Genomic DNA, 25,797 nt, shown 5'->3' with positions numbered 1-25,797 from the left:
ATTTACGGAGGAGGAAACTGCTGCAATGGATTTAACACCAGGAACCGTTGCCGAACTTACGGTGGTGCGAGAAGCGCCGTTCGGTTATTTTTTATCTACCGGGACAGAAGACGTGCTCCTGCATCACCGGGATATTACGGAACCCTTTGATCCGGAAGCGGTGCAATCGGTCTTTCTTTACCAGGACCATCAGGGTAGGCTGGCCGCGACAAATGTGATTCCGGACATCCGGCTGGGGACATACGGCTGGGCGGAAGTTGCCGGCACCAAAGAAAAACTTGGCGTTTTCGTTTCGATCGGAATTCACAAAGATATGCTTCTTTCTGTTGATGACCTGCCCCCGATCCGCTCGCTCTGGCCGGAAAAAGGCGATCATTTATACATTACCCTTGATCTTGACAAACATGGGCGCTTATTCGCAAAATTAGCCGGAGAAAACATAGTCAGGGATTTAGCGAAACAAGCCGGCCGGGAAATGTGGAACAAAGATGTCACCGGGCATGTGTTCCGACTGGCAAAAGCGGGTTCTTCAATCATAACCGATGAGGGCTATATTGGCTTCATCCATGAATCACAGCGCAAAAACGAACCGCGCCTCGGGCAGAAAGTGGAAGGCCGCGTCATTGATGTAAAAGAAGACGGGACATTGAATATCTCGCTTTTGGGGCGCGCTTATGAAGCATTGGATAAAGATGCGGAAAATATCCTTGCCTATATGGATTCGCGCGGCGGAAAAATGCCATATTGGGATAAAAGCATGCCGGAAGAGATTCAGGAGCGGTTTGGCATCAGCAAAGCGGCGTTTAAACGTGCGCTCGGCCGTCTGATGAAAAACGGCACCGTCTATCAAGAAGAAGGCTGGACTTATCGGAAGGAGGGAAAGTAATGGCAGCTCCAAGGTTGAAACGCATTCACCATATTGCCATCATTTGTTCCGATTATGCAAAATCAAAGCATTTTTATGTCGATTGCCTCGGATTGGAGCCGGTGCGGGAAGTATACCGGAAAGAGCGGGATTCCTACAAACTGGATCTTTCGGTCGGCGGCGTATATCAGATCGAGCTGTTTTCCTTTCCGGATCCGCCCGCGCGCCCGACATTTCCGGAAGCTGCGGGCTTGCGGCATCTTGCATTTGAAACGGACGATGTAGAAGCGGATAAAAAGCGGCTTGAAGAAATGGGCATTCAAGTAGAAGACATCCGCATTGACCCGCTTACAGATAAAAAATTCACCTTTTTCCAGGATCCCGACGGTCTTCCAATCGAATTGTATGAAAGCTGACCTGTTACTGCGGATGAAAAAATTTGCAGACAAACGGCCGGTGCAAAAAAACAGATTGGCAGATAAAGAAATAGAAAACGCCCCCGTATAAACACTAAAATTTGGCAAACAAAAAAGCGGCATCCGGACAGCAAAAAAATGGCAGGCAAGAAACGAAAAATGGTTCCAAATGGGCAAAAAATTTTTCGCTCAGAAGATAGCTGAAGACAAACGGCCGATTGAAAAACACGGGGATACCGGGACAGCAAAAAATGGCAGGCAAGAAATGAAAAACGTCCCCAAACGGGCAAAAAAATTTTGCGTGCGGAAAGCAAATGGCCGGTGCAAAAACACGGGATAACCGGCGCGGGTGCAGGAGCGGTATGCTATAATGAAAAGGACTGAAAATGCTTTGTTCATATTTGAGCAAAGGATTGCCTTTCAAGGAGGAAGATTTGAATGAGCGAGCCTTTATTTCTTGAACCGGTTTTTAAAGAAAGAATTTGGGGAGGAACCGCGCTGAGGGACCGGTTTGGTTACCGCATCCCGTCTGACCATACAGGGGAGTGCTGGGCTATTTCCGGCCATCCGAACGGCCCGTCGACTGTAAAAAACGGTGAATTTGCCGGCAAAACCTTGATGGAACTGTGGGAAGAAAGACGTGACTTGTTCGGCGGAATGTCTGGAAAAGGATTCCCGCTCCTGACGAAAATTCTCGATGCAAATGCAGATTTATCGGTTCAGGTTCACCCGGATGATGCATACGCCAATGAACACGAAAACGGAGAACTTGGCAAAACGGAATGCTGGTACATCATTGATTGCAAGGAAGACGCACAGCTCGTTTACGGGCATCATGCCAAAACGAAAGAAGAATTCGTCCGCCTGGTTGAAGAAGGAAAATGGGACAGCCTGCTGCGCAAAGTGCCGATTCACCCGGGGGACTTTTTCTATGTGCCGAGCGGGACGATTCATGCTCTTTGTGAAGGGACGCTTGTGCTCGAAACGCAGCAAAGCAGTGATACAACGTACCGCGTTTATGACTACGACCGGACGGATGCTGCCGGCAACAAACGTGAACTGCATTTGCAAAAAGCCATTGATGTTACAACGATACCGCACCGGGATGCCGCAGTCCGCCCCCGTACGGAAGAAAAACCGGGTGTTACCATCACAACGTTTGCAAAGGAAGCCTTTTTCTCTGTATATAAATGGGATGTAAAAGGAACCGCATCGTTTACCCAAAACAAACCGTTCGAACTGGCCAGTGTGCTTGACGGGGAAGGGGCCATGAAAGCCGACGGAAAAACCTATCCGCTTGAAAAAGGGATGCATTTTCTGCTGCCGTCCGGATTTGGCCATTTTGAACTGGAAGGCCATTTGACGCTGATCGTATCCCATCCGTAAAATGTCTGTCTATCAAGAATATTGCAGCAAACGGCAGAAAACCGATATAATGAAAAATACATGACAACTGAGTATGGGGGAGACGTTGAAAATGCCAATCAATATACCGAAAGATTTACCTGCCGGAGAGCTGCTGAGACAAGAGAAAATTTTTGTGATGGATGAGGACAGGGCGAGAACGCAGGATATCCGTCCGCTGAATATATTAATCTTAAATTTAATGCCGGAAAAAGAAAAGACGGAGTTGCAGCTGCTGCGCCTCCTCGGCAATACGCCGTTGCAGGTCAACATCACTTTTCTTCGGACGTCGACTTACCAATCCAAAAACGTCAGCAGCTACCATTTAGAACATTTTTACACGGTTTTTGACGAGGTGAAAAGCCGCCGTTTTGACGGGATGATTATTACCGGTGCCCCGGTTGAAAAAATGGATTTCGAAGCGGTGGATTATTGGGACGAGCTGAAGCAAATCATGGATTGGACCAAAACCAATGTCACGTCGACATTACATATTTGCTGGGGCGCGCAGGCTGCATTGTACTACCATTACGGCATTGAGAAGTACGAACTGCCGGAAAAGTGTTTCGGCATTTTCAAACACCGCTTGTTTTTGCCGATGGTCAAGCTGGTCCGCGGATTTGATGAGGTTTTTAACGCGCCCCATTCCCGCTATACGGATGTTGCACGCGGAGCCATTGAAAACCATTCGGAACTGCAGCTCGTTTCCATATCGGAAGAGGGTGCGCCATTCATTGTGATGGACGAAAACGGGAAAAATATTATGATCACCGGCCATTTGGAATATGACGCTACAACCCTTGCTGATGAATATGTGCGCGATCAGCAAAGGGGCCTTGGTACCGCCCTCCCGAAAAATTATTTTCCGAATAACGATGCCAATGAGAGGCCGCTCCATACATGGCGCTCGCACAGCTACTTACTTTTTTCCAATTGGCTGAACTATTATGTATACCAAGAAACACCATACCAATGGTAAACAAAGAGCTGTCCCACAAACAGGGGCGGCTTTTTTGGTGCTTGGGGATTTCAAAAGAAAGTTACCGTTCGATTCAGCTGGCTTTTGTTCCTTTGAAGCTTGCTAAAGGACAATGCGTAAACGGCAAAAAGCCCCCAACTGCTATCAGAAGCATCCCAAAAAAAGAGGCAGCCCCGCGTATCAGGACAGCCCCTTTTCGCTTTCCGCTTTCGGAACCGCGAAAGAGAGAATAAAACAAACAAGTGAAATTATGGCAAGCAGGATGAAGATCGAATGAATGCCTGAAAAAAGCACATGCCGCAGCCAATCGCGCGCCGCTTCCGAAAACCGGCCTGCACTTTCCGGATTGATCAGCCTGTTCAGCGAATTCGTCGTAAACCCGCCCGGATTGTCTTTCGCAAGTTCCTCGGCAACTTTTGCATTGAAATACGTACCGAATACAGCGGAACCGGCCGACTGCCCGAGATTCCGGAAAAATGTATTCGATGCCGTCGCCGCCCCGCGCAAAGACCAGTCCACCGCCGACTGAACCGAAACGAGCGAGATCGTCATCACAATCCCGAACCCGAACCCGGAAATGGCGGAGAAAACGTAAAAACTCCATTCCTGCGTTCCCAATGAAAACAAGCTGAGCCAGGCAGTGCTTCCCAAGATGAAGGCCATCCCCGTTAAAAACGCCAAACGGTCCCCGTATTTCAACTGAAGCCTTCCGCCGGCAAAAGAGCCGAGCATCCACAGGACGGGACTCGGTGCCAGCATAAGGCCGGAAAGCGTTGCGCCATGCCCTTCAAGCCCTTGGATCCACATCGGAATATACACGTTAATCCCCATCAGAACGGCACTACCCAAAAAACAAACCAGATTTGAAACCGAAATGGCCCGGACGTGGAACAACGAAAGCGGCATTAATGGATCCGGATGCCGGTACTCAATCAAAATGAATAAACCAAGGAGAATAACACTGCCAGCTAACAATCCCAAAATCACCGGGTTTCCCCAGTCGCTTGTATCCCCGCCTTTTTGCAGGGCGTAAAGCAACGCGAGCATCCCGGCGGAAAAGGTGGCAGCCCCCCATACATCAATCGCATTTTCCGTTTTTTCCACCTGCTCATGTAAAAACAGGATGACCATCAAAACGGAAATCAGGCCAAACGGCAGATTGATAAAAAAGATCCAGTGCCAGGTGAGCTGGTCGACAAAGAAACCGCCGAAAAGAGGCCCGATGACACCGGCAATGCCCCATGCCGCGCCCATAAACCCGAGCATTTTCGCCCGTTTTTCATGCGGATAAATATCGGCAACGATGGTATTCGTAACCGGCATGATCGCCCCGGCCCCGATTCCCTGAATGGCACGGAACACAATCAGCTGGCCCATCGAACCGGCGAGCCCGCACAATGTCGAACCGGCAAGGAAAACAACGGTGCCGGCCGTGAAAATTTTTTTGCGACCGTACAAATCCGCAAGCTTCCCAAAAATTGGAACCGTTACCGCTGAAGTGAGTAGGTAAATGGCAAATACCCAGTTCATCACGCCGATCCCTTTCAGGTCGCTCACAATCCGCGGCATCGCGGTGCTGACAATCGTCCCCTCAATGGCTGTTAAAAAGGTGGCCACAAACAGGGCGATTGTGACCGCCTTGACATTGGTTTGTTTCATAAAAAGTCCTCCATGATTTGTTCGTTCTGCACTTTTTCTAGTATATATCAACTTGCCGCGGAAAAATAGATTTACAGACTCAGGAAAGAACCTGCATAAAAAGAAATCATTTCCCCATAATAAAGATTGACATCTGACACATCATGAATGATAATTGGTATAGACAACTATATAAATTTTAAAAAAGAGGTGTTTTCCGTTGACGGAAAAAGTGCTGATCCACAGCAATCTTTATACAGGGAATGAACATATTGCAGACGGATTTATCCGGTTTACAGATAAAATCATTGAAACCGGCAAAATGGCAGATTACCGGCCGAAAGTAGGGGAAGAAGTGATCGACGGGAAAGGGATGACAACTATCCCGGGCATGATTGATGTCCATATCCACGGCGGCTATGGCATTGATGCGATGGATGCCGATCCGGAGGCGCTCGTTACATTAAGCCAAAAATTGCGGCAGGAAGGGGTGACTTCCTTTTTCGCGACAACGATGACCCAGGATTACGGAAAAATCGAAGCTGCCTTGCGCGCCGTTAAAGCGGCAAAAGAAAAAGGGGGCACAACGATCGAAGGCATTCATCTCGAAGGGCCGTTTGTTTCGAAAAAAAGAGCGGGGGCCCAGCCGCTTGAATATATCAAGGCACCGGATACGGAACTGTTTTTAAAATGGGTTGAAGCTTCTGGCAACCTTATTAAGCTTGTCACCTATGCCCCTGAAAATGAAGGCGCACGGGCATTTGAAAACGTGATGATCGAACGCGGCATCGTGCCTTCCATGGGCCATTCAGATGCCGTCCGCGCTGAACTTTTACAAAGCAAGGCAACACACGCGACCCATCTTTATAATGCCATGCGTGGCCTGCACCACCGCGAACCTGGCGTTGCGGGACATGCGCTGTTGTCGCCTTATATACAAGTGGAACTGATTGCTGACGGCCTTCATGTGCATCCGGATATGGTGAAGTTCACGTATGAAATAAAAGGACCGGAAAAAATCTCTGTCATTACCGATGCAATGCGGGCGAAAGGGCTGCCAGACGGGGAGTCGGAGCTCGGCGGCCAGAAAGTGCTGGTGAAAAATGGGGAAGCCCGGCTTGAAAATGGTGCGCTTGCCGGCAGCATCTTAAAGATGGACGATGCATTCCGCAACATTATGACATTTACCGGCTGTTCGATTGCAGAAGCGGTACAGATGACTTCCGTGAACCAGGCGCGCGAGTTCGGCCTCGAGCAAAAAGGAAGTCTTACGGCCGGAAAAGATGCCGATTTCGTACTGCTGGATGAACAATTGCAAGTGAAAGCAACGTATCACCTTGGAGAGCAACCAGTCGCGCAGTAAAAGAGTCTTACAACCGGTAAAGATTAGGTAAAAAAACATATCATCTTGGAAAGCGGGGATAAAAATGGATGTGCACGTTTTTAAAACAAGCGATGAAGCAGCAAAATACGCCTATGAACTGATCGAAAAAGGGATTCGGGAAGGGCAAATCCGCACGCTCGGGCTTGCAACGGGCGGCACGCCGCTGAAGCTGTATGCTTACATGCGGCATGCCGGACTGGACGTTTCAAACGTTACCACTGTGAATCTTGACGAATATGTGGGCCTCAAAGATACCGATGAACACAGCTACCGTTATTACATGGAAAAAGAACTGTTTTCGCATATGAATTTTAAACAATCGTATCTGCCTGATGGAACGGCGGAAGACCTCGAAGAAGAATGTGCAAGGTATGAAAGAATTTTAAAAACGCATCCGGTCGACCTACAAGTGCTCGGCATCGGTAAAAACGGGCACATCGGCTTTAATGAACCGGGCACTTCCTTCGATTCCAGAACGCATATTGTCGAACTGACCGAATCGACGCGGGAAGCAAACCGGCGCTTTTTCGAAAGAGAAGAAGATGTGCCGGATCGCGCCCTTTCGATGGGGATTGCTTCGATTATGGACGCGAAAAAAATCGTACTGCTGGCATTCGGCAAAAGCAAGGCTGAAGCGGTCCGCAGCATGATCAAAGGGCCGGTGGACGAAGCCTGCCCGGCATCCGTTCTGCAAATGCATCCGAATGTCGTTGTCGTTGCCGATGAAGATGCCGCTTCTTTGCTGGAGGATGCCGGGAAGCGCCATGATTGACAAAACCTCCCCGATCCCGATTTACTTTCAAATTCAGGAAGAAATCCGGAAGAAAATCAGGGAGGGGGAATGGAAAACAGGCGAAGCCATTCCGTCTGAACGGGTGTTAAGCGATCTTTTTGAAGTGAGCAGAATGACAGTCCGCCAGGCGGTACAAGGTTTGGTGGATGAAGGCATTTTAATGAGAAAACGGGGAAGCGGCACGTTTATCAGCGAACATAAGGTGGAGCAGCCTTTGGAAGGGCGGATGAGTTTTACGCGGCTGATGGAAGAGCGCGGGATGAAAGCTTCGAATAAAATCGTGGCGTTTTTTGAAAGGGAAGCCTCCGCGCAGGAAATGGAGGCACTTGCGCTGGAAGAGCCGGAAAACGTTCTCCATATCGAGCGGCTCCGCTACGGGGATGAGATCCCGATTGTATTCGAATCGATCATCACCCCGGCAAGGATTGCGGCAGGGCTTACTGAAGAAAAATTGAACCGTTCTTTCTACCAGTTTCTTGAACGGGAAAAGGGATTGCGGCTCGGAAAAGGGTACCAGACAATCGAAGCCGTTGCGGCGAGCGCACGGCTGGCAAAACTGTTAAAAGTGGCCCCAGGTTCACCGGTGCTGTCCATTGAACGTGTGACTTCGCTTTCAGACGGCACGCCATTTGAATATGTCAAAGCGCAATACGCCGGCAGCCGCTTTAAATTTTATATGTAGGAAGAATCAAACAGGCTATGCCGGGGCAAGCCGGTCCAGATGCAAAAAAACCGCGGAAGATCCGCGGTTTTTTTGGTTCAATTTATAGAACATTAATAGAAACGTTTATAGCTGTCAAAATGGGATTTCCAGTACGTGTAGCTGACAGAAGAAACAGATACGCCATCGGAATTCGCGGCGATAAACCGGCCGCCGCCGAGATAGATACCAACATGTGTGATCGCGCTCGGATTGGTTCCGTACGTGCCTTCAAAGAAGACAAGATCTCCTGCCTTTGGGCTGTTCACATAGTAAGAACGGTTATAAAGGCCTGCTGCGGACATGCGGGAAATGCTGTACCCGGCTTTTTTGTATACATAATAGATAAAACCGCTGCAGTCAAATCCGGACGGGCTCGTACCACCCCAAACATACGGCGTGCCGATTAAGCTGTTCGCAATGCTGATTAAAGAAGATACAGAATGGGTACTGCCTGAAGTTGTATCGACTGTTGTGACCGATTTGGAAGAATCGGACGGGCTGCCGGTTACTTTCAGCTTCTGGCCGGCATAAATCAAGTCGGAACTCAGATTGTTCAAAGATTTGAGCTTGCTGACGGTGATTCCGTACTGTTTGCTAATGCCGGATAATGTGTCTCCGCTTTTTACCGTGTATGTAGCCGTAGGTGGAGCCGGAACTGTTTGAACTTGCAGCGCCTGCCGTTCCCGATGTGGAAGAACCGGATGAGCTGCTGCCGGTTACTTTCAGCTTCTGGCCGGAAAAAATCAAATCGGAACTTAAATTGTTCAAAGATTTTAGCTTGCTGACGGTTGTCCCAAACTGTTTGCTAATACCGGATAATGTGTCTCCGCTTTTTACTGTGTATGTAGTCGTGGAATTGGAACTGCCGGTTGAACGCGAACTGCTGCTTGAACTGGACGAGGAAGCGGAACCTGTCCCTTTGGAAACAGCCAATACGTCACCGGGATGGATCAGCGATGAAGAGAGCTTGTTCCAGCTCATTAAGTTTGAAACCGATATGCCGTGGTTTAAGGCAATCGCGCTCAATGTATCCCCCGACTTGACCGTGTACGTTTTGGCAGAAGAGGATGGGGCCGAAACAGAACGGGCTGAAGCTTTTGCCTTGGACGCTGAAACGTTCAGTACCTGGTTCGGGTAAATCGTGTCAGATGCCAAATGGTTGGTTGATTTCAATGCATCAACGGACGTATTATACTTCTTTGCAATTTTCCAGAGGGAATCCCCTTTTTGGACTTTATATGTCTGGGCAAATGCCTGCGATGTAAACGAAGTGGCCAGAATGGTTGTAGCGGCAACAGAAAAGACAGTTTTCTTTCTCACACTCGTGTAACCTCCATTTATATTTTTATCTCTCTATTTAACATTCTATCAAAATTTTTTCACAATGGTACCCCATTTCGGCATTTTATAGGAAAAGATTGCACTTTTTTCCAATGAAAGCGGCAGAAATAGCGAAATTTGTTAAGATATCCGGCAAAATCGAAGGTCTTTCTTAACATAGAGTTCGTCTACGTTAAGATACCCGGGAAAACTGAGGGCCTTCCTTAACATAGAGCGGTTCTACGTTAAGATATTCATAAAAATTCCGCGTCTTCCTTAACATAGAAGCGTTCTATGTTAAGATACCCAGCAAAACTAAAGGGCCTTCCTTAACATAGAGTGCGTCTACGTTAAGATATTCATAAAAATTCCGCGTCTTCCTTAACATAGAAGCGTTCTATGTTAAGATACCCGGCAAAAATGAGGGTCTTCCTTAACATAGAGCGCGTCTACGTTAAGATATTCATAAAAATTCCGCGTCTTCCTTAACGTAGAGTGCTTCTATGTTAAGATACCCGGCAAAACTGAAGGTCTTCCTTAACATAGAGCACCTCTATATTAAGATATCCGTCTGCTAAATCATTTGATCGGCAAATTTTTCCTGCATTTGTTCGGTTTTTGCCCGGAACTGCTCCGCCTGGGCAGCCGCTTCATTGAGCGTTTCTGCAATCGTATGATGGTCATTCGTTAAGCTTTCAATCGTCGCCGACATTTCTTCTAGGCTGGCGGAAGTTTCTTGAATGATGGCCGCGAGTTCGCTTGATGCGCCTTCCACACCATGCGCCTTTTCGGTCACTTTTTTGGATAACGTATCGAATTCTTTAAACTTCTCAACCTGTCCGTTTAACGTTTTTAATAGTTTACGGAAATAGGTGGTTACATTCTGGCTTGATTCCGCTGTCGTCAAAATTTGCGTGCTGCTTAATTCCAGCTTATCCCGTGCTGCCGCGTTGCTCTGATTCAAATCAGCCAAATTATGGTTAATTTTTTCGGTGGTTTCGTGTGTCGTTTCCGCAAGGCGCCGGATTTCATCGGCAACAATCGAAAACCCGCGGCCTGCTTCTCCGGCGCGGGCCGCTTCAATCGAAGCATTCAGCGCAAGCAGGTTCGTCTGTTCTGTAATTTGTTTGATGCTGTCGGTAAACGTATTCGTTTCTTCCACTTTTTGCGTTAACACTGTAAATGTGTTGTTCAGCTCCATAATCGTATCTACCACATCACTGATTTCAAGCGTTAAATTTTCTACCGCCTTTTCACCGGCTTTTGCCGTCTCCTGTGCTTCAAGCGATTCGTTTGTCAGTTCACCGGACATTTGTGTTAAAAATTCCATCGATTGCACCGTATCTCCGGCGTGTCCGGCAATTTGCGTAATCTGCTCACTTTGGGTTACACTGCCTTTAGAGATTTCATGAACGGCGGACTTCATTTCGTTTTGGGCATGTAAATTGGTCTGAATATTATCGTTCACATTGGAAACGCGGTCAAGAATCTCCGCCATTTCCTGCCGGTAAGCCGAGCCTTGATCTTCCATGGTTTGAAGGGTTTTCTTTATGGATAAAAGAAAAGAATCCATCAAATTTTGATGCAGGTAGATCATGGCGTATAATAAAATTGCGGTTAAAACATAGCAGAGCAAAGCGGTCGGGACCAGGTTATGAATGAGGCCCGAATCGTCGGCCGGCACCAAGTAGCTGGCAAGAAATCCGGCAATGCCAAGTCCGGCTCCGATAAAGAAAAGGACATTTTCAAACTGCAATGCCGCATAAGCAAGCAGAAAGAAAAACAAAATGTCTACGGAAAAGCTGTTTTGAACAAAAAGGGTGGCATATATTCTGAACAAATAAGAAATGATGACGCTCGCATAAGAAAACAGGCGAAATTTTTTCATGGCGCGCCCAAGTGTAAAATACAGTGCCAGAAGAACAACGATTTCCACGCCGTACAGGACAGCCATTCCGGACTCTTGTTTGTAAAGATATGTTACAAAAACGACCAGCAGGGCAACAAGCAGGGTAATAAACATGAGAAGACTTTTTTTGCGCATGTTGTCTGCTTTTAACTGTGTAATGATGTCCACGTTCTTACCTCCAAATCTAGTTCTTCTTATCTAACACAAATGTAACACAAAAACCGGCAAACTTCTCCATTTTTTTCTCAAAAGGTGGAAACTTGTCGTTGTCAGGGAGGAGATTTTTTGAGGAAATATGTATTTATCATCGGTTTGCTGCTCGGGGTTTTGGCGGCCCTTGCCGGTTGCGAAAAAACGCCGACACCGAATGAACGCCTTGCAGATTATGTAAAAGCATGGAAACAGGAAAAATTTGCGGAAATGTATCAAAGTTATTTATCGGCTTCCGCAAAAAAAACGTATGCGAAAAAAGATATGGCGGACCGGTACAAAAAAGTTTACGGGGACTTGAATGTTTCAGATTTAAATGTTTCATACCAATCGTTGGATAAAGATGCCTATAAAAACAAAGAGAAAGTTACCGTGCCGGTCAAAATTTCGTTCCAAACCTCAGCCGGCAAAGTCGCCTACAAGGATAAAGTGGCGCTTGTAAAGGAAAAACGGGACAAAAAAGAAAACTGGTATGTCAATTGGAAGCCGGATCTTATTCTCCCGCATTTGGCCAAAGGGGATACAATTAAAGTGTCCGACCAAAACGCTGTCCGCGGGGAAATTTTGGACCGAAACGGAAAAGCGTTGGCCAAAAACGGCAGCGTGTACCAAATCGGCATCATTCCGGAACAATTGAAAGGGGATAAACAAGCGGATATACAAAAAGCTGCCGACCTGCTCGGTATGTCAGCGGACGAAATCAAACAAAAACTGGACGAGGACTGGGTGCAGCCTCATTTGTTTGTCCCGTTGAAAAAAGTCCCGATGGAGAAGAAGGATCTCGTGAAAAAAGTTACATCCATCCCGGGCTTTTCTTCGCAAACGGTTGGTGCCCGCGTTTATCCTTATGGGAAAGCCGCTGCGCATTTAACCGGTTATATCGGTGCGATCACTGGCGAAGAACTGAAAAAACTGCAAAAGAAAGGCTATACTGCGGAGAGTGTAATCGGCAAGCGCGGGCTCGAACAGTTGTATGACCAAAAGCTCCGCGGCCAGGCAGGAGAAAAAATTTACATCGAGAAGCAGGACGGCAGCACCTATACCGTTGCTGAACAAGAAGTGAAAAACGGCGAGAATATCAAAGTCACCATCGATGCCGAATTGCAACAGAAAATTTACAATCAAATGAAGGGGGATGCCGGCACGGCCGCGGCCATCCATCCCAAAACGGGTGACGTGCTTGCCCTTGTAAGCACGCCTGCTTTCGACCCAAATGATTTTATTTCAGGCATGTCTTCTTCCGCTTACACGAAACTTGAAAAAGATCCGGATAAGCCGCTCATTAACCGGTTTGCCCTTACGTATGCGCCGGGTTCAACAATCAAGCCGGTCACTGCGGCTATCGCGCTTGATACCGGGACGACAACAGCCGCGGCAACGAAAACCATTACAGGGACTTCGTGGCAAAAGAGCGCCGACTGGGGCAGCTATAAAGTGACCCGCGTCCACGCCAATAACAGCCCGGAAAACATGGAAAAAGCGCTCGTGTTATCCGATAATATCTTTTTTGCCCAAACCGCGCTTGATATCGGGGCGGACAAATTTGCAAAGGGCCTGAAGGGTTTCGGATTCGGGGAAGACATTCCGTTTGCGTATCCGTTGAAGGCATCGCAAATTTCGTCTACCGGCAAGTTCAGCAGTGACATCCAGCTTGCAGACACGGGTTATGGCCAGGGGCAGATGCAAATGAATATTCTCCATCTCGCCATCAGCTACACGCCGTTTTTAAACAGCGGCGATGAACTGAAGCCAAATTTGCTTGCAGGTGAAAAAACAAAAGTGTGGAAACATGCCGCAAGCAGTAAAATCACCGGGGAGATTTCCGGTATGCTCCGCCAGGTCGTTGCGGATCCGTCCGGCACGGCGCACGCTGCCAATATCTCCGGAGCGCAGCTTGCGGGGAAAACGGGCACCGCTGAACTGAAAAAGAGCCAAAAAGATCAAAGCGGCAAAGAAAACGGCTTTTTCGTCGTATATGACGAAAAGAACCCGAATATGCTTGTTGCGATGCTGATTGAAAATGTTAAACATCGCGGCGGCAGCGGGCTTGTCGTGAACAAAGCCGTAAATCTGTTTCAATAGTTAACTTTGCAAGGGCCATCCCCGCTGCAAAAAAGGTTAAAGCTTCATGCTATATAAATTGAAATAAAATTTGTGACGCGGGATGAGATAAGAAGACTGCGTTCTTTATAACGATCCATTCGGAGGGGAAAGCCTAAGCTCATTTTATATAGCGTGAAAGGGCGGCATCTCGGGGAGCGGCATGGATGCCGGTTGTCCAGCCGCCAAAAAGATTTGTTTGCTGATGCCGGCCACTTAAACAATGCGGTTTTTGTATCTAAAGGTATCCCTGATGTCAAAGTGACCGGGGATGCCTTTTTTTATGTTTTTTGGCGGTTGCTGCGAGAAAAAGCATGAAAAATAGTAGAATCGCTCAAATGTTAGTGGATAAATTGTCGGAGAACAATTATAATGGTTACAGTGAATTTCGGGTAAATATTTTTTTAAGATTGCTTTAAGAAAGTTAAGGTATAATGTTTTTAAGAAAAAGTGAAACGGTTATCATGCTCAGGCATCGATGGCGGGTTCACGATCACTTCAATCCTTATTGGTTATGATCAACCAAAGGAGGCAGCACATTGATATTCCTGACCTTGTTTATATGCTTTATGCTCACATTACTCCTGACGCCGCTGATTAAAAAACTGGCGATCCGGATCGGGGCAGTTGACAAGCCGAACCAGCGAAAAGTTCATATGAAAGTCATGCCCCGTTTAGGCGGTCTTGCTATTTATATCAGTTTTATCGCCGGCGTTCTGCTGCTTCAACCGGACAGCCCGCATTCGCTGCCTATTTTGCTCGGCAGCTTGATTATTGTCATTACGGGCATGGTTGATGATGTAAGAGAGCTGTCACCGCGCGTCAAACTCATCGGCCAACTGGCAGCCGCACTGGTTGTTGTTTTAAGCGGTATTCATGTCGAATTCATCAACCTTCCTTTCGGCGGACAGCTGGAATTTGGGATTTTTAGTATCCCACTGACGATTTTGTGGATTGTCGGCGTCACGAATGCCATCAACTTAATTGACGGATTGGATGGGCTCGCTGCGGGGGTTTCCTCGATTGCGCTGTTAACCATTTCCGGCATGGCGATTATTATGGGGGACGCCTATGTGACGGTGCTCGGCCTAATTTTAATGGCCAGTACGATTGCGTTCTTATTTTATAATTTTTATCCGGCAAAGATTTTTATGGGCGATACCGGTGCCCTTTTTCTCGGCTACATGATTTCCGTGCTGTCATTGCTCGGTTTTAAAAATGTAACCTTTATTTCCTTGATTATTCCGGCGCTTATTCTCGGTGTGCCGATTTCGGATACTTTCTTTGCGATTATCCGCCGGCTTGTCCATAAGCAGCCTTTATCGGCCCCGGATAAATCGCATTTGCACCATTGCCTCTTGCGCCTTGGCTTTTCACACCGCCAAGTCGTGCTGATTATTTATGCGATCGCTGCCATGTTCAGCCTCGCCGCCTTTATCTTCTCGATGGCGACGCTCTGGGGTTCGCTCATCTTTATCGGTGTGATCCTGATTACAATTGAGATTTTCGTTGAAAGCATTGGCCTGATCGGAAAAGATTACAAGCCACTGTTGAATTTTATAAAAAACCGGTCATAGCCGTCCGGATCCACCTGGGCCGTTCCCGAAATAAATAATCCGGGGCAGCACCTGCACAAAACCGCAACTGGCAGTTTCAGGTTTGCGACTTTGGCAGCTCCGTTAACTGCAACGATGATGAGGTTCCGGCCGGCTGTAAACCTGTTTTGCAAGTCCCAGTTTTAACGGCAATCTGGCTGAGATTTCAGCATCTCCTGCTCACGGCCGGTTGTATCCGGCTCAGCGGCTGTTTTGCGTGCCGTGTTGGATTGATACCTGTTCGTCCGCTTCCGGTTTAAAAAAGCAGAAAGCCGGATGACGGGCTTTCCGCTTCTGCTTTTCCGATTTTTATGCTTCTCTTTACCGGGCAACATCCGTTTCCAAATATAGTTTTTCCCCCTCGGCCACATCCGCCTGCCCGTTTGTTAAATCAGAGATCCACGTTTCAAAAGCATGCTGTTCCCCTTCTTTTACATAAATATCCAATTCCACCTGCGCGAGATACCGGATTTCTTTTATTTCATACGGGGAATGGTGTAGCGCATTCTCGACTTTCCCGAGCCACGTATAATCCAGTTTGACATGGAAAGTGGCGGTAAGCGTCCTTTTGACGATGCCGCATGCGTTGATGCCTTCTGAAGCTGCTTTGCTGTACGCACGGATCAATCCGCCGGCTCCGAGTTTAATCCCGCCGAAATAGCGCGTCACCACGACTGCCGTATCCTTCAAATCCTTCTTTTTCAGCACTTCCAGCATCGGAACGCCCGCAGTTCCGGCCGGTTCGCCGTCATCCGATGCTTTCTGAATGAGATTCTGCTCACCGATCATATAAGCGGAACAGTTGTGATTGGCGTCCCGGTGCTTCTTTTTCACAGAAGCGATAAAACTGAGCGCCTCCTCTTCCGATTCCGCTCGCTTCACATGGGCGATAAACCGTGATTTCTGGATATCTATTTCATGCACAGCCTCGCCTTTGACTGTATAATATTCTTTTAACATTGCAACCTTCCTTTAGCAAAACCTGTTTTTCCCTCATTATAACACGGTTTTGTATGGTATAATTTTAATATATAAGAATATGTCGAAGCTGCCGTATATCGGTTCACATTTTCCTACAAAAGTACCTAGGAAAATAGTCCTGATATACGGTTATACTTTATTTTCTGATCGTTTACCGGCGGTTTTCGCGTTAAAATAACATTAGCCGCGTGTGTGCTGCGGCTTGCCCTGCTCTCGGATAAGCCTTTATTATACCTTTTGGGGGAAGTAAGATGACTTTTAAAACATTCGACTCCAAAGTATTGGATACGATTCTGGAGAAGATGATTACAACAGTTGAAGAAAGCAAACACGAAATTTTTGAAATTGGAGAAAGATGCCGCCAGGATTACGATGCGCTCATCAATGAGCTTGAGGAAGTCAAAGCAACAGTGGCTAAAGTTATTGAGCAGACAGATGAGCTGGAAACGAAGTCCAAATTTGCAAGGCGACGCCTGGCGGAAGTAAGCCAGCATTTCCGTGACTTTTCCGAACAGCAGGTGCGCGAAGCATATGAAAAGGCACATACGATCCAAATTCAGCTGTCCATGAACCGGCAGCGCGAACTTCAGCTGCGCGAAAGAAGAAATGAACTGGAACGCAGGCTGCATTCACTAAAGGATACGATTGACCGGGCCAATCATCTCGTCTCGCAAACAACGGTCGTATTAAATTATTTAACAAGCGACTTGCAAAGCATCAGCGAGGCGATTGAAGATGCAAAGCATAAACAGGAATTCGGTTTGCGTGTCATTGAAGCGCAGGAAGAAGAGCGGAAACGTATTTCCCGGGAGATACACGACGGGCCCGCACAAATGCTGGCCAATATGCTGCTCCGTTCCGACCTGGTGGAAAAAGTTTATCATGAAAATGGCATGGAGGAAGCCATTGCTGAAATGCGCACGTTAAAAGAACTGGTGCGCGATTCATTGAAAGAAGTGCGGCGCATTATTTACGATTTGCGGCCGATGGCATTAGACGATCTCGGGCTGATTCCGACGCTCAAAAAATATTTGTCTACGATTGAAAGCTATAAAGGAAGCCCGGTCATTACATACAGGCATCTCGGGGAAGAACGAAGGCTTCCGACTAATTACGAAATCGCGCTTTTCCGTCTCATCCAGGAATCCGTCCAAAATGCGTTAAAGCATGCGAAGGCGACGGAAATCCAGGTGAAATCGGAGCTGAGGAAAAACAGTTTTATCGCGACAGTCAAAGACAACGGCGTCGGTTTTGATATCCGCAGCATCCACGAAGGGGCTTTCGGGATTGTCGGCATGAGAGAACGTGTCAGCCTTTTAAATGGTGAAATTTCCATTCATTCAAAAATAGGAGCGGGAACATTGGTGATTATCCAAATCCCGATGCAATTAGACTTGGAAAAGGAGAAAAGGTGACCATGACGGTAAAAATTGCGATTATTGACGACCATCAGTTGTTCCGAGAGGGCGTCAAGCGGATTTTGGAATTTGAAAAAACATTTGAAGTGGTAGCCGAGGGTGAAGACGGCGAAGAGGCGCTGGACATTATTGAAAAATACCATCCGGATGTTGTTCTGATGGATATCAATATGCCCCACCAAAACGGGGTAGAGGCAACAAGAAAGCTGATCGAGGCATATCCGGAAACAAAAATTATTATTCTTTCCATTCACGATGATGAATCGTATGTCACACACGCATTAAAATCAGGCGCAACCGGTTATTTGCTGAAAGAAATGGATTCCGATGCGCTGATTGAAGCTGTAAAGGTGGTTGCTGAAGGCGGCAGTTACCTGCATCCGAAAATCACCCATAATTTGGTGGAAGAATTCCGCAAATTGTCGAATCGCTATACACCGGGCGGCGCCTACCAGCAGCCGCCGGCAGTTGTCCCGCCGCTGCATTTGCTCACGCCGCGCGAATGCGAGGTTCTGCAGCTGCTCGCGGACGGAAAAAGCAACCGGGCGATTGGAGATGCTTTATACATAAGTGAAAAAACAGTGAAAAACCATGTAAGCAATATTTTGCAAAAATTAAAAGTGAAAGACCGTACCCAGGCGGTTGTGACCGCCATTAAAAACGGGTGGGTTGAAGTCCGCTAAAACAAGGCCCTGGCCGTACACTTGTGTATGCCAAGGCTTTGAATGGTGCGCAGGCGCCATGCCACAATCATGCAACACCGGCGCAGAAATGAAAATCACCAAGTGCAAATTTACAGGATAGAAAAAGATTCCCGGGCGTATGCGTGCGCCCGGGAATCTTTTTTTGACTTTATGTCTGCTTCAATTTTCCGATATGCGGCCAAGCCGGGGCAGCAATGCTTTTGTGGCGCCCATAAGCCGCTGTTCTTCTATTTCTAAGCCTGCCCGGATACCTGCCCGGCATTCTATGCAGGCGTTCTTTTGTCCGCTGGGCAGGTGTTCCTGTTGTCTCCCTATTTCAATTTTTAACCGGATCAGCCGGTGTTCTGTCATCTTTCCAATGCCCGAGTTCACTGTGCCGATACCCGTATCCGAAATAAATGGCAAGCCCGATGATGAACCATATGAGAAAGCCAATCCAGGTCACTTTCGACAGGTGGACCATTAAATAACCACACGCGATTACTGCCAGCACCGGAATAACCGGGACGAACGGTGTCTTAAAACTGCGCGGGATGTCCGGCCGTGTTTTTCTGAGCACAATGACACTGATCGAGACAACAATAAAAGCAAACAAAGTGCCGATATTCGTCAATTCTGCAAGCTGGTTCAACGGGACAACTGCTGAGAAAACCGTTGCCATCAGCCATGTCAAAATGATGCTTCTTGTCGGGGTTTTTGTCTTTTCCGTCAGTTTTGAGATCGATTTTGGAAGCAGACCGTCGCGGCTGATCGCAAAGAAAAGGCGCGTCTGCCCGTACATCATGACAAAGAGAACGGTTGTAATGCCAAGAATTGCACCGAGTGAAACAAAGCCTGCCACCCAATTCTGATGAACAACCCGGAGCGCAAACGCAACCGGATCGCCGACATTCAGCTTGGCATACGGAATCATCCCGGTCAGCACTGCAGATACAGCGACATAAAGGACAATGCAAATCGCAAGAGAAGAAATAATTCCGATCGGCATATCCCGCTGTGGGTTGCGGACCTCTTCAGCCGCAGACGAAACGGCATCAAATCCGATATAAGCGAGGAATGCGGTTGCCGCCCCTTTTATGATGCCGCTAAAGCCATAAGGCATAAATGGTGTCCAGTTCGCTGGTTTGACATAAAAAATGCCGACAGCGAGGAATAAAAGAATGACGCCGATTTTAATACAGACCATGACATTATTGATTTTGCTCGATTCCTTCACGCCGGTCAGCAATACAGCAGAAAGGAAGAACACGATCACTACAGCCATCAGGTCAATATACGAACCTTTGGCCGGATTATAAGCGCCGCTTAAAGCCTGCGGCAAATGGATGCCAAATCCGCGTACAAGATCCTGGAAATAGGCGGACCAGCCGCTCGCTACAACTGAACAGGCCAGGCCGTATTCGAGAATTAAGTCCCATCCGAGCACCCAGGCAAACAACTCGCCAAACGTTGCATAACTATAAGTGTACGCACTTCCTGAAGCAGGGATCATAGAAGCGAATTCAGCATAGCATAAAGCTGTTAACGCACAGGCAATCCCTGAAAAAATAAAGGACAGAATGATTGCCGGGCCTGCCGCCTGCGCAGCAACAATACCGGTCAAAACAAAAATGCCTGTTCCGATGACCGCCCCCACGCCAAGCATAGTCAAATCAAAGGGGCCAAGGGCTTTTTGCAGGCTCTTTTTTCCGCGGGCCTGCTTAAGCATGTAATCCATTGATTTTTTCCTGAATAATTCCATGTCGAAAATCTCCTTCTATTTGCAGCCAACCCAGTGATGAAGATGTGATCCAATAATTTTGCCAACGGAGAATTTTCAAATATTTTAAATCTGAACGATACACCTTTTGTCTCTGAGTTGCATGCACCATTTGAGTTACCTTAGACATTCTACAAAATATGACATGATTTGTAAAGGACAGATAAAACAGAAAATTAAGTTTTGAAAAAGGCGAAAACACGAACGTTTTCTGGAAAAGATTTATTTTTCCGTTAAAGAAAGCGCCATCAAGTGAATGATTGTATGCTGAACCATACGGATTCTTCCTTTTTTGGCTTCCGGACCTGGTATTATTTACAATTTTGTATCATTTGCGAAATCTTGAAGTGAAAAGGAAATTTTTGCAGTGAAGGGAATCTACGGCAGGATTGAAATAGCATTTTACACACTTGCAGGAGAATTGGGGGATTTGGCAAAAAACACCAGCCACAAAACAGATTTCCATATTGCAAAAAGGTATGTGTAAAATTTTACTCGAAGGGGCAAATGAGTGGAAAAAAATGGGAAGACACTCTATCATCTAAATGTACACAGCTAAATGAACATCTAGAGAGAGGTCTTCCCATGGATATTATATCAATAATTGCTGGATTATTAAAGGGTACAAAGAGTCTTATGGAATTTGAAGAACAAATTAAAATTCTGATGCAGAAGGTTTTTACACAATGGGTTGGGGATGTATTTGAGGAGTTAGATAAAACAATTAAACAAAAGAAGTTGGAGGAAGGCTGGGAGTACTGCCGTAGTGATAACAGAAGCGTTCAGTTTCTATTTGGAAGTGTGACTTTTAAACGTTCATTAATGCGTGATAAGAGAGGGAACTCACATTATCCCTTGGATGAATGTTTGGGGCTGGTACCACACCAACGATACAGCCCGTTAGTGGAATTAAAGGTGGCAGAGTTGGCAAGTGAGAACACCTATCGGGAGGTGGCGAATATTTTAAAAGAATGGACAGCCGTGAGTCTTAGTCATACAACTGTAGGGGAAATGGTGAAACGCGTAGGGAAAACGCAGGCGGAAGCCGACAAGGCCCTTGTAGAAGAGATGGAAATAGCTGCTTCACTGCCTGATGGGAAGAAGATAGACTACCTGTTTTCCGAAGCAGATGGCGTATTCATCCGGGGACTGGAAAAGAAACAGGGTATGGAAGTCCACCATGCCATTCTCTATGAAGGTTGGGAAACCAATGGAAAAAGGGTCTCCCTGCGTCAGCCCACAGTCATCATGACGACGGAAGACATTCAGACATTTTGGGATGAAGTCCAAGCCACAGCTGCCAACACCTATTCCCTCGAAAAAGCGCATGTCATTACAAACAGTGATGGAGGTGCTGGGTACACAGCTGAACGGTTTCAAACAGCATTCTCACAGTCGGAATTTCCGGTGCTCAACCAGCTGGATACCTACCACGTTGCACAAGCCATCATAAGGACATTTGGGGGCGGAAAGAGCGAGATCAAGGAGCAAATTAGAAAAGCGATTAGAACGCATGACCTGGACCAATTCACGTTATATTTGGATACGCACGAAAGCACCTTGACGGATAAAAAGGCTCTCAAGAAAATCAAGGAATTCCGTTCGTATATCTTGAAAAACTGGGACCGCATTTTTGACTGGAGAGACAAGGTGAAAAACGTGCCGGAAGGTGCGAGAGGCCTAGGAGCGATGGAATCGAATCAAAGGCATATCTCCTTCAGGATGAAAAAAAGGGGCATGCATTGGAGTGAACTTGGCGCAGAAGCCATGGTGAAAATCAAACAAGGCATACTCAATGGGACATTGAGAGAAGCCTATCTGAAACACCGTTCAAGAAGCGAGAGAAAGCAACGGAACTTGAAACAATCCATCAGGATGTCTCAACTACTCAAGCAGCCTGTACGCCCGTCAGTGGGCGTAAAGCACGGATCAGTTGCCCTGCATTCAAGCAGTTCATCGGCAATGGGACATTTAAGCAAAATATTAGAGCTTTCGTTTTAAGCCTGGCTCAGTGGGGACTGATCGTTGAGGCGCGCGAAATTTACGAGACTCCTGCGGGAAAAGCGAGCCAGGAGAGACCCCGCAGCGAGGTACGAGCGAGGAGGCTCGCCGGCCGCCCGCGGAAAGCGAGTGAATTTCGCGCGCCTCAACATCCCCGTTATCCATCTTTATACGGAAATATCACATCTTTTCTGAAAATTACACCGAGCAAGTAAAGCATGGTAGCCGAAAGTGTACAAAAAGAGTGTCTTGGAATACCCGATATTTAAACCTTGTCGAGAAAAACTTGACACATACGCAAAAAGAAGACGGCTGACAAATGGTTCCTGATTCTATAAAATAAAAATAGGAAAGCGGAAGGGAGATGGAAAAATGAGGACGGCCATTGTGACCGACAGTACCGCTTATATTCCAAAAGAAGTACGCGAAAAATATTCGATTTACATGATTCCATTGAATGTGATTTTCGGGCAGGAAGAATACCGCGAAGAAGTTGACATTACAGCAGATGTGTTTTTTGAAAAAATGCGCATGGCGGACGAGCTTCCAACATCCTCGCAGCCGTCAATCGGCCAGTTTGTCGAACTGTTTGAACAGCTTGCCAAAGACTACGATGCCGTCATCAGCATCCACTTGTCCAAAAAAATCAGCGGGACATACCAGGGTGCCGTAACCGCATCCGGGATGGTGGAAGGGATAAAAGTGTACCCTTACAATTCCGGCTGGAGCTGCATGGCACAGGGATTTTACGCGATTGATGCGGCGAAAATGGCGCTTGCCGGAAAAGAACCGGAAGACATCCTCGCCCGCCTCGATGAATTAAAAGCATCCACGAAAGCCTACTTCATGGTCGATGATCTCACCCACCTTCAGCGCGGCGGAAGGCTGTCCGGATCGCAGGCCGTTATCGGCAGCCTGTTAAAAATCAAGCCGCTATTAACTTTTGTTGATGATGAAATTGTCCCGTTTGAAAAAATCCGCACCCAGAAAAAAGCGCTCAACCGGATTTTTGACCTGCTCGGCGAGGATGCCGCCAAAGGCTTGCCACTAAAAAGCTCCATCATTCATGCCAATCGGGAAGAACAGGCGCTTGAGATCAAAGATGAATTGGAAAAACGCTTTCCAACCGTCGACTTTTCGATCAGCTACTTCGGCCCGGTCATCGCGACCCACCTTGGTGAAGGCGCGATCGGCATCGCCTGGATGCTGAAATAAGAGCCAGGCTGTTCCAAATCGCTGGAACAGCCCGGCATGATGGGATCATCCGGGACAAACTTGGCATAACACGCCCGAGGACAAGTCTTGAAACCCGCCGGACAGTCAATCACTTTGGAGGATTTTACCTCTTGGGACAAGTCCAAAAACCCGCCGGACAGCCAATCCGCGATTGAATAAGCGAAAAGGCGGTTGCACTCCATTATCCATACGGTCCTTTGCCTGCCATTTTCCCAAATCCGTTAGAACCGGGCTGCCCCCATTTTCCCACCCCCGCGATTAAAACAAAGGAGTGATCAGTTTGCCTTCTGTTTTCTCCGAACAGCTTCAACGCCACCTCGCCGGACGGATCCTGTTCGAACCGGAAATCCCTTTTTCACCGGAACTGCTTGATCAGCACTTTAAACAAGGCTGGATCCGCGCTGAGCCGGCGATACAGGGCGAATTCCCGCACTGTGTCTGCTTGCGCTGCGGCAACCGCGCGCCGCATCTTTTTGCCGAATTCCCTTGCGCCCACTGCGGGAAAACGAGCATTTATTGCCGGAACTGCCTGATGATGGGGCGGGTCACCGCATGCAAGCCGCTTATCACATGGGCAGGCCCTGCGCCCGCATTCCACTCGCCCAGGCACCCGCTCCATTGGGATGGCACCCTTTCTGAAGGGCAGCAGGCTGCATCCGAAGCGGTTAAAGCAGCCATTCTTCAAAAAAACGAGCTCTTGATTTGGGCTGTTTGCGGATCAGGGAAGACAGAGATCGTTTTCAAAGGGATTGAAGCGGCGCTTGCAAACGGCGAACGCGTCTGCATCGCAACCCCCAGAACAGATGTCGTCCTTGAACTTGCCCCCCGCTTCCGCCGCGTTTTCCCGGATATTCCGATTGCCGCGCTCTACGGCGGCAGCCCTGACCGCCATAAATGGGCGCAGCTCGTCATCTCCACTACCCACCAGCTGTACCGCTTTGCATCCGCCTTTGATGTCGTGATTGTAGATGAAGTGGACGCTTTTCCGTATACTTTCGATGAAACGCTGCAGTGCGCCGTTCAAAAAGCGGCAAAAGACCGCTGCGCCCGCATTTATCTTACCGCAACACCAAGTGAAACATGGCAGCTTGAATGCAAGACAGGTAAGCGCCCGTTTGTCACGATCCCGGCCCGCTATCACCGCAAGCCCCTCCCTGTTCCTGTATTCAAATGGGCAGGCAACTGGCGAAAAAAGTTTGAGAAAGGCAAGCTCCCGGTTCCGGTTGAAGCATGGGTAAAAAAGAGGCTTGAATCCGGAAAACAGGCGCTTCTTTTTCTCCCGAACATCCGCCTCATGAAAAAAGCAGAGCCGGTTTTTAAACAGCTGCATCCAGCGATTGAATCGGTGCACGCAGAAGACCCGGATCGGAAAGAAAAAGTGGAAAGGATGCGCGCCGGCAAAACGCCGCTTTTGCTAACAACGACCATTCTTGAACGCGGCGTCACGTTTCCGAATATTGATGTCTGTGTCGTCGGGGCGGAAGATGCTATCTTTACGGAAGCTGCCCTCGTCCAGATCGCGGGCCGAGCCGGAAGAAGCGCCGATTTTCCAAGTGGGGACGTGACGTTTTTCCATTACGGAAAATCAAATGCGATGGTGAAAGCACAGCGCCATATTCTCTCCATGAATGAAGAAGCGGGAAAGCGGGGGTTGCTCGATGCATGAATATTGCCTGTTCTGCCATCAGCCGCTTACCCATAAACTGTCCTGGCGCACGCTGATTTTTCCGCAGCCCGGACCACTTCTTTGCGAAGATTGCCGCGCGCAGCTTGAAAAAATTACACCGCCTGTCTGCCCGAAATGTTCCCGACCCCTGGCCAAGTTGGATGCTTCTTATGTGGAGGGAGCTCTGTGTCTTGACTGTGCCAGATGGGAACAAGACCCGGAATGGGCGGGCGTGCTGGATGAAAACATTTCGCTTTATACGTACAACGATTTTTGTAAAGAAATTTTTACCCGTTTCAAATTTCGCGGGGATTATGCGCTTGCCGCCATTTTTGCGGATGGCATCAAAGAGGTGCTTAAGTCCCGCACATTTGACTGCATCGTGCCGGTCCCACTCAGCCCGGAGCGCCTTTCCGAACGGCTTTTTAACCAGGCGGAGGCGCTCGCCCGTGCTGCCGGGCTCGAAACGGCAAACATTCTTCACCGCGTCCACGCTGAAAAGCAATCGAAAAAAACACGGGCTGACCGCATTCATCAAGCCCAAACTTTTTATATGGAAAAAGAAGTTTCAATCGAAGGCCGTTCCGTTTTACTGGTGGATGATATCTACACGACGGGTTCAACCGTCCGCCATGCAGCAAAAGTGTTGCGTGAAGCGGGCGCCCGAAAAATTGTATCGTTAACTGTGGCGAGAAGTTAAACACAACGAAATTTCT

At 47.8% G+C, this 25,797-nt stretch carries 21 protein-coding genes; 15 read left to right on the top strand and 6 right to left on the bottom strand.

What is annotated here, in order from left to right; genetic code table 11:
- Positions 1-25: 25 nt before the first annotated feature.
- The 4 genes from ABR335_RS13555 (at position 26) to metA (ending at position 3,664) form a co-directional block, all read left to right on the top strand.
- Positions 26-886 (top strand): CvfB family protein, encoded by an 861-nt coding sequence (locus tag ABR335_RS13555; RefSeq protein WP_026684384.1) that lies wholly within the window; start codon positions 26-28, stop codon positions 884-886.
- On the top strand, positions 886-1,281 hold the full coding sequence (gene gloA2, locus ABR335_RS13550) for an SMU1112c/YaeR family gloxylase I-like metalloprotein (RefSeq protein WP_014095909.1): 396 nt from the start codon (positions 886-888) through the stop codon (positions 1,279-1,281). Before ABR335_RS13555 ends, gloA2 begins: the two co-directional genes overlap by 1 nt.
- A 438-nt stretch (positions 1,282-1,719) precedes the next feature.
- Positions 1,720-2,667 (top strand): mannose-6-phosphate isomerase, class I, encoded by a 948-nt coding sequence (manA, locus tag ABR335_RS13545; RefSeq protein WP_026684386.1) that lies wholly within the window; start codon positions 1,720-1,722, stop codon positions 2,665-2,667.
- 91 nt (positions 2,668-2,758) lie between these two features.
- The gene (metA, locus tag ABR335_RS13540) at positions 2,759-3,664 is read left to right on the top strand and encodes a homoserine O-acetyltransferase MetA (RefSeq protein WP_014095907.1); all 906 of its coding nucleotides are present in this window, start codon (positions 2,759-2,761) and stop codon (positions 3,662-3,664) included.
- Between the two features lie 180 nt (positions 3,665-3,844).
- Here metA and ABR335_RS13535 read toward each other — a convergent pair whose 3' ends face one another.
- Positions 3,845-5,323: an MDR family MFS transporter gene (locus tag ABR335_RS13535; protein ID WP_014095906.1), complete on the bottom strand. Its 1,479-nt coding sequence runs from the start codon at positions 5,321-5,323 to the stop codon at positions 3,845-3,847.
- Between the two features lie 199 nt (positions 5,324-5,522).
- Between ABR335_RS13535 and nagA the strand changes: the two genes are divergently transcribed.
- The 3 genes from nagA to ABR335_RS13520 all read left to right on the top strand — a co-directional run bounded on the left by nagA (position 5,523) and on the right by ABR335_RS13520 (position 8,161).
- Complete coding sequence (gene nagA, locus ABR335_RS13530; RefSeq protein WP_104851271.1) at positions 5,523-6,665, top strand: N-acetylglucosamine-6-phosphate deacetylase; 1,143 nt, start codon at positions 5,523-5,525, stop codon at positions 6,663-6,665.
- Positions 6,666-6,729: 64 nt separating this feature from the next.
- Positions 6,730-7,458: a glucosamine-6-phosphate deaminase gene (nagB, locus tag ABR335_RS13525; protein ID WP_434063165.1), complete on the top strand. Its 729-nt coding sequence runs from the start codon at positions 6,730-6,732 to the stop codon at positions 7,456-7,458.
- Positions 7,451-8,161 carry a GntR family transcriptional regulator gene (locus ABR335_RS13520; RefSeq protein WP_104851273.1) on the top strand — a complete coding sequence of 237 codons (711 nt, stop codon included), beginning with the start codon at positions 7,451-7,453 and terminating at the stop codon, positions 8,159-8,161. Before nagB ends, ABR335_RS13520 begins: the two co-directional genes overlap by 8 nt.
- 92 nt (positions 8,162-8,253) lie before the next feature.
- Here ABR335_RS13520 and ABR335_RS13515 read toward each other — a convergent pair whose 3' ends face one another.
- The 3 genes from ABR335_RS13515 to ABR335_RS13505 form a co-directional block, all read right to left on the bottom strand.
- Entirely contained in the window at positions 8,254-8,739 is a 486-nt protein-coding gene (locus ABR335_RS13515) for a C40 family peptidase (RefSeq protein WP_350346248.1), read from the bottom strand.
- A gap of 37 nt (positions 8,740-8,776) precedes the next feature.
- Complete coding sequence (locus ABR335_RS13510) at positions 8,777-9,502, bottom strand: LysM peptidoglycan-binding domain-containing protein (protein WP_350346247.1); 726 nt, start codon at positions 9,500-9,502, stop codon at positions 8,777-8,779.
- 574 nt (positions 9,503-10,076) lie between these two features.
- Complete coding sequence (locus ABR335_RS13505) at positions 10,077-11,579, bottom strand: methyl-accepting chemotaxis protein (RefSeq protein ID WP_350346246.1); 1,503 nt, start codon at positions 11,577-11,579, stop codon at positions 10,077-10,079.
- A 117-nt stretch (positions 11,580-11,696) separates the two neighbouring features.
- On the opposite strand from ABR335_RS13505, the gene ABR335_RS13500 reads away from it, so the two are divergent.
- Together ABR335_RS13500 and ABR335_RS13495 are read left to right on the top strand one after the other, a co-directional pair.
- On the top strand, positions 11,697-13,703 hold the full coding sequence (locus ABR335_RS13500) for a penicillin-binding transpeptidase domain-containing protein (protein WP_350346245.1): 2,007 nt from the start codon (positions 11,697-11,699) through the stop codon (positions 13,701-13,703).
- A 557-nt stretch (positions 13,704-14,260) separates the two neighbouring features.
- Complete coding sequence (locus tag ABR335_RS13495) at positions 14,261-15,298, top strand: glycosyltransferase family 4 protein (protein ID WP_035182257.1); 1,038 nt, start codon at positions 14,261-14,263, stop codon at positions 15,296-15,298.
- A 339-nt stretch (positions 15,299-15,637) separates the two neighbouring features.
- Here ABR335_RS13495 and ABR335_RS13490 read toward each other — a convergent pair whose 3' ends face one another.
- Entirely contained in the window at positions 15,638-16,276 is a 639-nt protein-coding gene (locus ABR335_RS13490; RefSeq protein ID WP_017551629.1) for a YigZ family protein, read from the bottom strand.
- Positions 16,277-16,548: 272 nt separating this feature from the next.
- Here ABR335_RS13490 and ABR335_RS13485 point away from each other — a divergent pair, with 272 nt between their 5' ends.
- Together ABR335_RS13485 and ABR335_RS13480 are read left to right on the top strand one after the other, a co-directional pair.
- Positions 16,549-17,712 carry a sensor histidine kinase gene (locus ABR335_RS13485; protein ID WP_035182255.1) on the top strand — a complete coding sequence of 388 codons (1,164 nt, stop codon included), beginning with the start codon at positions 16,549-16,551 and terminating at the stop codon, positions 17,710-17,712.
- Between the two features lie 2 nt (positions 17,713-17,714).
- Positions 17,715-18,398, top strand: coding sequence for a response regulator (locus ABR335_RS13480; RefSeq protein ID WP_026684742.1), 684 nt, complete (start codon positions 17,715-17,717; stop codon positions 18,396-18,398).
- A gap of 337 nt (positions 18,399-18,735) precedes the next feature.
- Here the strand turns inward: ABR335_RS13480 and ABR335_RS13475 are convergent, their stop codons facing one another.
- A complete protein-coding gene (locus ABR335_RS13475; RefSeq protein WP_035182251.1) occupies positions 18,736-20,160 on the bottom strand; it encodes an amino acid permease in 1,425 nt (474 codons plus the stop codon).
- 603 nt (positions 20,161-20,763) lie between these two features.
- Between ABR335_RS13475 and ABR335_RS13470 the strand changes: the two genes are divergently transcribed.
- The 4 genes from ABR335_RS13470 to ABR335_RS13455 all read left to right on the top strand — a co-directional run bounded on the left by ABR335_RS13470 (position 20,764) and on the right by ABR335_RS13455 (position 25,781).
- Positions 20,764-22,179 (top strand): ISLre2 family transposase, encoded by a 1,416-nt coding sequence (locus ABR335_RS13470; RefSeq protein WP_110134300.1) that lies wholly within the window; start codon positions 20,764-20,766, stop codon positions 22,177-22,179.
- A 372-nt stretch (positions 22,180-22,551) separates the two neighbouring features.
- Complete coding sequence (locus ABR335_RS13465) at positions 22,552-23,394, top strand: DegV family protein (protein WP_014095894.1); 843 nt, start codon at positions 22,552-22,554, stop codon at positions 23,392-23,394.
- A 301-nt stretch (positions 23,395-23,695) separates the two neighbouring features.
- Complete coding sequence (locus tag ABR335_RS13460; RefSeq protein WP_014095892.1) at positions 23,696-25,081, top strand: DEAD/DEAH box helicase; 1,386 nt, start codon at positions 23,696-23,698, stop codon at positions 25,079-25,081.
- On the top strand, positions 25,074-25,781 hold the full coding sequence (locus tag ABR335_RS13455; protein WP_014095891.1) for a ComF family protein: 708 nt from the start codon (positions 25,074-25,076) through the stop codon (positions 25,779-25,781). Before ABR335_RS13460 ends, ABR335_RS13455 begins: the two co-directional genes overlap by 8 nt.
- Positions 25,782-25,797 lie beyond the last annotated feature (16 nt).

The organism is Heyndrickxia faecalis (assembly GCF_040267745.1).
GTDB classification, from domain to species: Bacteria; Bacillota; Bacilli; order Bacillales; family Bacillaceae_C; genus Weizmannia; species Weizmannia faecalis.
The sequence above is the reverse complement of the archived record's forward strand: the minus strand, read 5'-3'. Positions and strand labels throughout refer to the sequence as shown.

Bases quoted from the DNA above. Each gene is read 5' to 3' on its own strand.
- ABR335_RS13485 (WP_035182255.1), top strand. From the start codon at position 16,549: ATGACTTTTAAAACATTCGACTCCAAAGTATTGGATACGATTCTGGAG.
- ABR335_RS13520 (WP_104851273.1), top strand. From the start codon at position 7,451: ATGATTGACAAAACCTCCCCGATCCCGATTTACTTTCAAATTCAGGAA.
- ABR335_RS13480 (WP_026684742.1), top strand. From the start codon at position 17,715: ATGACGGTAAAAATTGCGATTATTGACGACCATCAGTTGTTCCGAGAG.
- ABR335_RS13475 (WP_035182251.1), bottom strand. From the start codon at position 20,160: ATGGAATTATTCAGGAAAAAATCAATGGATTACATGCTTAAGCAGGCC.
- ABR335_RS13470 (WP_110134300.1), top strand. From the start codon at position 20,764: ATGGATATTATATCAATAATTGCTGGATTATTAAAGGGTACAAAGAGT.
- ABR335_RS13555 (WP_026684384.1), top strand. From the start codon at position 26: ATGGATTTAACACCAGGAACCGTTGCCGAACTTACGGTGGTGCGAGAA.
- gloA2 (WP_014095909.1), top strand. From the start codon at position 886: ATGGCAGCTCCAAGGTTGAAACGCATTCACCATATTGCCATCATTTGT.
- manA (WP_026684386.1), top strand. From the start codon at position 1,720: ATGAGCGAGCCTTTATTTCTTGAACCGGTTTTTAAAGAAAGAATTTGG.
- ABR335_RS13455 (WP_014095891.1), top strand. From the start codon at position 25,074: ATGCATGAATATTGCCTGTTCTGCCATCAGCCGCTTACCCATAAACTG.
- metA (WP_014095907.1), top strand. From the start codon at position 2,759: ATGCCAATCAATATACCGAAAGATTTACCTGCCGGAGAGCTGCTGAGA.
- nagB (WP_434063165.1), top strand. From the start codon at position 6,730: ATGGATGTGCACGTTTTTAAAACAAGCGATGAAGCAGCAAAATACGCC.
- ABR335_RS13465 (WP_014095894.1), top strand. From the start codon at position 22,552: ATGAGGACGGCCATTGTGACCGACAGTACCGCTTATATTCCAAAAGAA.
- ABR335_RS13535 (WP_014095906.1), bottom strand. From the start codon at position 5,323: ATGAAACAAACCAATGTCAAGGCGGTCACAATCGCCCTGTTTGTGGCC.
- ABR335_RS13490 (WP_017551629.1), bottom strand. From the start codon at position 16,276: ATGTTAAAAGAATATTATACAGTCAAAGGCGAGGCTGTGCATGAAATA.